Here is a 4,384-nt window from a genome sequence, read left to right as displayed (position 1 = left end):
GAGGCCGACATCGACGCATTCATCGAAACCCACAACGAAAACCCCACCCCATACAAGTGGGTCAAATCCGCCGACCAAATCCTCGCATCGGTCAAGCGTTTCTGCCAGAAGACAATGAACCGTACTTCAGATTCAGGTGACTAGCATTCGTTGGCATCAAAACGGCCATGTCTCGGAATACGCCGGGTTGGTCATTGACCGCCGGCGTAAATGGAATGCCTTGAAGTTCTCGGGTGATTACGAGCGGGATCAATCGGGTCAACTTTTCAGGGGTGTCAAGTAATGATATCGCCCAAAAGTGCGCAGCGGTTTTGGGGAACGAAATGCATCAAAACAAAGACTTAAAGCGCGTCGACTGGATCCGTTTCAGCGCGACGCGCTTTAGCGCCTGTCCGCCGTCGAAGACATGCAGAACCTCTTTGACGATTACTAGCCGTTTCCATTCGGGTTTCGAGGCTGACTTAGTTCACGCCGATCACATCATGAAGATTTGCGGCGGCGAAGCTGCCCGAATTATCCTTATTCGCCAGATTGCGCTTCGTGTCGTGCGCCCCTTGTCCGTGCCGCCGGGCTTGCCGACGGTCTGGTCAATCCGGGCACGACCTTTGTAGAGCCTCGGGGCGAAGAAGGCGAGCTTGCCCTTCTCATAGACTTTGCACTACCGGAACGAGGCCGAGGTCTCGCTCCGCCTGGCGACTGGCTTTGCTGGTAAGATCGAGATCGCGGGAGAAAATGCCGCAGTTGAATCCAAATTCCTGAAATCTTCCTGGTAATTTCTCTGTCTTATAAGATGCACTCCAACGTCATCCTCCAGTTTTCTCTGCCGTGAATGTCCTATATCTGGCAGCTGGTATGGCGGCCCGATCACCATCGCTTGGTTTGACAGCCTTGTTGTCGAGCAAATCGCGCGGATCGTTGACCATGACCGCGAGGTTATGGCGTGTCGAACAGCCAAGCGGCTGGTCCAGGGATTCGTCGTTGGGCAATGGACTGGAAAACGACGGACAGACAGCAGTGCGGGCGTGATAGACAATCGCCTCTATTCGCGCTGTGCGGGCGTCGTGTTGGTCCAACAACTGAATGTTATAAGTGTCGATCCCCATCTGCTTCGCCTGATGGACTGCCTCTGCGCTAAGCCGAGGCGACCCGCTGATCAGCAGATGAAGCGCATCGCGCCGACCGTGGCTGGACCTCTCAAGAAAATTACGCAAGCGCTGCCGTTCGGAGGCGCGAAGGCTCTCTAAAATTAGGACGGTGGTCTCCTGCCGGATATACACCGGTGTCGATGGCTCGTCGTGGATCGGCGCACTTACGCAGCCACTTAGACCTGCCATTAGGGCGAGCAGGTGAACTTTGATCCGCAACTTCATTCGGTTACCGCTATTCGATGACAAAGCCGACACTGCTCTTGGCACTGGGCGCGCCAGGGTGGGCAGTAGCCCGGCCTCTCGGCCGACTTAGCACATTCGACCCAGGCTTCCCTCCGTCCGAAGGCGACGCCATCCGGTCCGTGGGCGCGCTCATCTGATCGGGGCTCGACCCTGGTCTCACGATGTAAGGTGTAACCAGAATAACCAGTTCCGACTCCTCCTTTTGAAATGAGGACGAACGAAACAGGGCGCCAAGGATCGGCACTTGGCCGAGCCCGGGAAAAGCACTGATGTTATTGCTGACGGTACGCCTGATGAGCCCACCGATTGCAAAGCTCTGCCCGCTGGCGAGTTCGACGACTGTGTCGGCGCGGCGGGTGGAAATTGCCGGCACGGAAATGCCGTTGATTTCAATGGCACCTTGTGACGTGAGTTCACTGACTTCCGGCTTTACGCGAATATTGATCTGGTTATTGTTGAGAACGGTGGGTAAGAATTCCAGGCTGACGCCGAAGTGACGAAATTCAATTGAGACTTGCCCGTTTTCCTGCGGCACAGGGATGGGAAATTCGCCGCCGGCGAGGAAGCTGGCCGTTTCGCCGGACATCGCAGTGAGATTCGGCTCGGCCAAAATGGAAGCGATGTGCTCCTTGGCGAGTGCGTCAAGAACTGCGCCGATGCTGATGTTACCATCGTCGTATCCGATTTCTCCTGTACCACCACCACTAGTACCCGAGCCTGCACCTCTGCCGCTGGCGCTTAACAAACCCACTTTGAAATTGCCGATTTGACCGAGTGCGGACAGGTTGATCCCCAGTTCCTTCATCGCGCCACGGGAGACCTCCGCTACGCGCACACTCAGATTAACCTGCAGGGACCCAGCGACCTTGATGTTATTGACGACCTGCGCACCGTCACCGAGGAATTGCTCGGTGACCGTTTTCGCAGCGTCTACGGTTGCAGCATCGGGCGCTGTACCGCTAAGAACTGCGCCGCGTGGAGTATACTTGACGCGGATCGGATAGTCGCCGACTTGATCCCTCAACATAGCCCGCAGATCCCCGATCGGTTGCGTCACGACAATCTGCAACTCGGCGAGAGCCTCACCGTTGTCGTTCAAGGCGAATAGGGTGGTCCGCCCCGATTTCTTGCCAAACACGAAGATGGTTTTGTTTGAGGGTGCCTGATAATCCGCGATTGATGGGTCGGCAACAAAGATGGTCGCGGCTGGCGCGGGCAGACGAACTGTCTTGCCGAGCGAAGAGGTAAGGTTCAGCGTGGCATTGATGCTATTGGAAGATGCACGCGGCGTCGCTTCATCCCCGTTGTTTTGGGCCGCGGCAGAAAGCGGAGAGAACAGCATCAGCGCGCATAGGAGAGGGCCCAAGTAAGGACAACCGGGAGCTCTTGAGCCGTCGATAAGGGTCGGCCGCTGATTGGTCTCAGCATGAAGAGTTGGAACTATTTTCAAGACAGGCTTTCTTTCATAGTCGACTAATCATGTGATGCCGCGCCAGGCGATTCAAGAATGTGGCCAATGCCACGCACGGTCCTGATCCGCACCGTTGCACCCGACCTACGCAGATGTCCACGTAAGCGATAGATTCCGACTTCAAGCGCGTTAGTAGATACCTCATCGTTAAAAGAATAGAGGTGGCCCTCGAGCTGCTCGCGCGGCACGATACGGCCTGCGCGATAGAGCAATTGCTCGAGAATACATAGCTCGCGACGCGCGATTACCAGCGGCTCACCAGCAACCGAAACTTCTCGGCTGATCGGGTCGAAGGTGAGATTGCCAAATACAAGGATGGGGTCGGTCATCTGTATTGCCCGGCGCTGAAGGGCTCTCATTCTAGCGATGAGCTCGACAGGAGAGACGGGCTTGAGCAGGAAATCGTCCGCGCCACCATTGTAAGAGGCAATTCGCTTCTCGCAATCATTGAAGCAACTCATAATGATGGCCGGAACTGAATGCCCCTCGCTCCTTAGCTGCCTCAGCCAATCCAAGCCATTGCCATCAGGCAGAGCCAACTCTAGTAGGAGAATTTCGTAGCTCGCACACCGAAATGCACTCGACGCCTCCTCCAGAGAACAAGCCATGTCAACGGCAAAACCGCCGTCCGCGAGCGCAACGCGCACCGCGCGTGCGAGATCCGCCTGGTGATCAACGAGGAGCGTTCGCATTTCATCTCATAATTAAGTCGACGGTAATTGACGTCACTGTCGGATATGAGGCCGCCGTGGCAGCATCAGTCACGCAACTAGTGGCGATATTCGTGACCGCTTTCCGGGACGAGTAGTCGTAGGAGCAAACAAGCGCCATCAGCAGTAATCGGATAGAAGGGTATGAGGACTATTGGCGGACCGAAACCGCCGGTTGGCCAACCCAAAATGCCACCCGCCACCGCCTACGATTTCTCCGCGCATCGATTCTCCTGCGTGCAGCCCCCTGCCCACCAGCTCAGCGCGTCCAACGCCATGATTCGATGATGGAAAAGGGTTAGCTCGGAGAAGCTGACCGCAGAAATCCATTCTTCTAATCGGTCACATCCACGTGATGGATGCATCCGTTGGGATTGCTTGCGTCTCTCCGGCGGAAACTTTGCCGCCCTCCGGGCAACGCAACTGCCGCTGATGCCAGGATCGACTAGCAGAAAAGCAAACATCACCAGATCGAGCCCGGCAACGACGCCAGCCTGCCAGCCATTTAACGCCAAGCGTCGCTTTAATTGGAGGGGATGATGGCAACGCTGGTGATACCGCCGGCTCTGCGCGGATCTTCCAGGGGAGAGCGTTGCGCACGATTGGCTCCATGATGATCTGAGGAAGCAGTGCAGGGACGTCATGTCAACGGCTCCGTTCGGCTGCTTGCCGTTCGAGCGCGGCGGCGCGCTCGAACGCTGCAGAGCGTCAGTCGTGGGGGCAGGGCTGAAGCATAGCGCTTCGGGAAACTGCCGTGCGCCAGCGCCATCAAAGACAGCACGCCGCCCTCACCGCGGTTATCAGCGTGCAGC

Annotated in this window: 3 protein-coding genes and 1 pseudogene; 1 reads left to right on the top strand and 3 read right to left on the bottom strand. The window is 56.7% G+C overall.

The window, feature by feature from the left end:
• Nucleotides 1-144 (top strand): annotated as a pseudogene (locus tag ACWGS9_RS34080) (IS630 family transposase); the annotation flags it as partial.
• A gap of 659 nt (nt 145-803) precedes the next feature.
• Here ACWGS9_RS34080 and ACWGS9_RS34075 read toward each other — a convergent pair.
• The 3 genes from ACWGS9_RS34075 to ACWGS9_RS34065 are packed head-to-tail and all read right to left on the bottom strand — an operon-like array spanning nt 804 to nt 3,554.
• The gene (locus ACWGS9_RS34075; protein WP_454509326.1) at nt 804-1,370 is read right to left on the bottom strand and encodes a CpaD family pilus assembly lipoprotein; all 567 of its coding nucleotides are present in this window, start codon (nt 1,368-1,370) and stop codon (nt 804-806) included.
• A 10-nt stretch (nt 1,371-1,380) separates the two neighbouring features.
• Complete coding sequence (locus ACWGS9_RS34070; protein WP_454509325.1) at nt 1,381-2,841, bottom strand: type II and III secretion system protein family protein; 1,461 nt, start codon at nt 2,839-2,841, stop codon at nt 1,381-1,383.
• Between the two features lie 23 nt (nt 2,842-2,864).
• Nucleotides 2,865-3,554 (bottom strand): response regulator, encoded by a 690-nt coding sequence (locus ACWGS9_RS34065; RefSeq protein WP_454509324.1) that lies wholly within the window; start codon nt 3,552-3,554, stop codon nt 2,865-2,867.
• Nucleotides 3,555-4,384: the final 830 nt, after the last annotated feature.

It is taken from the genome of Mesorhizobium sp. Arg314 (genome assembly GCF_053714275.1).
Note: the sequence above shows the minus strand (reverse complement) of the source record. Positions and strands in the feature narration are given on the sequence as shown.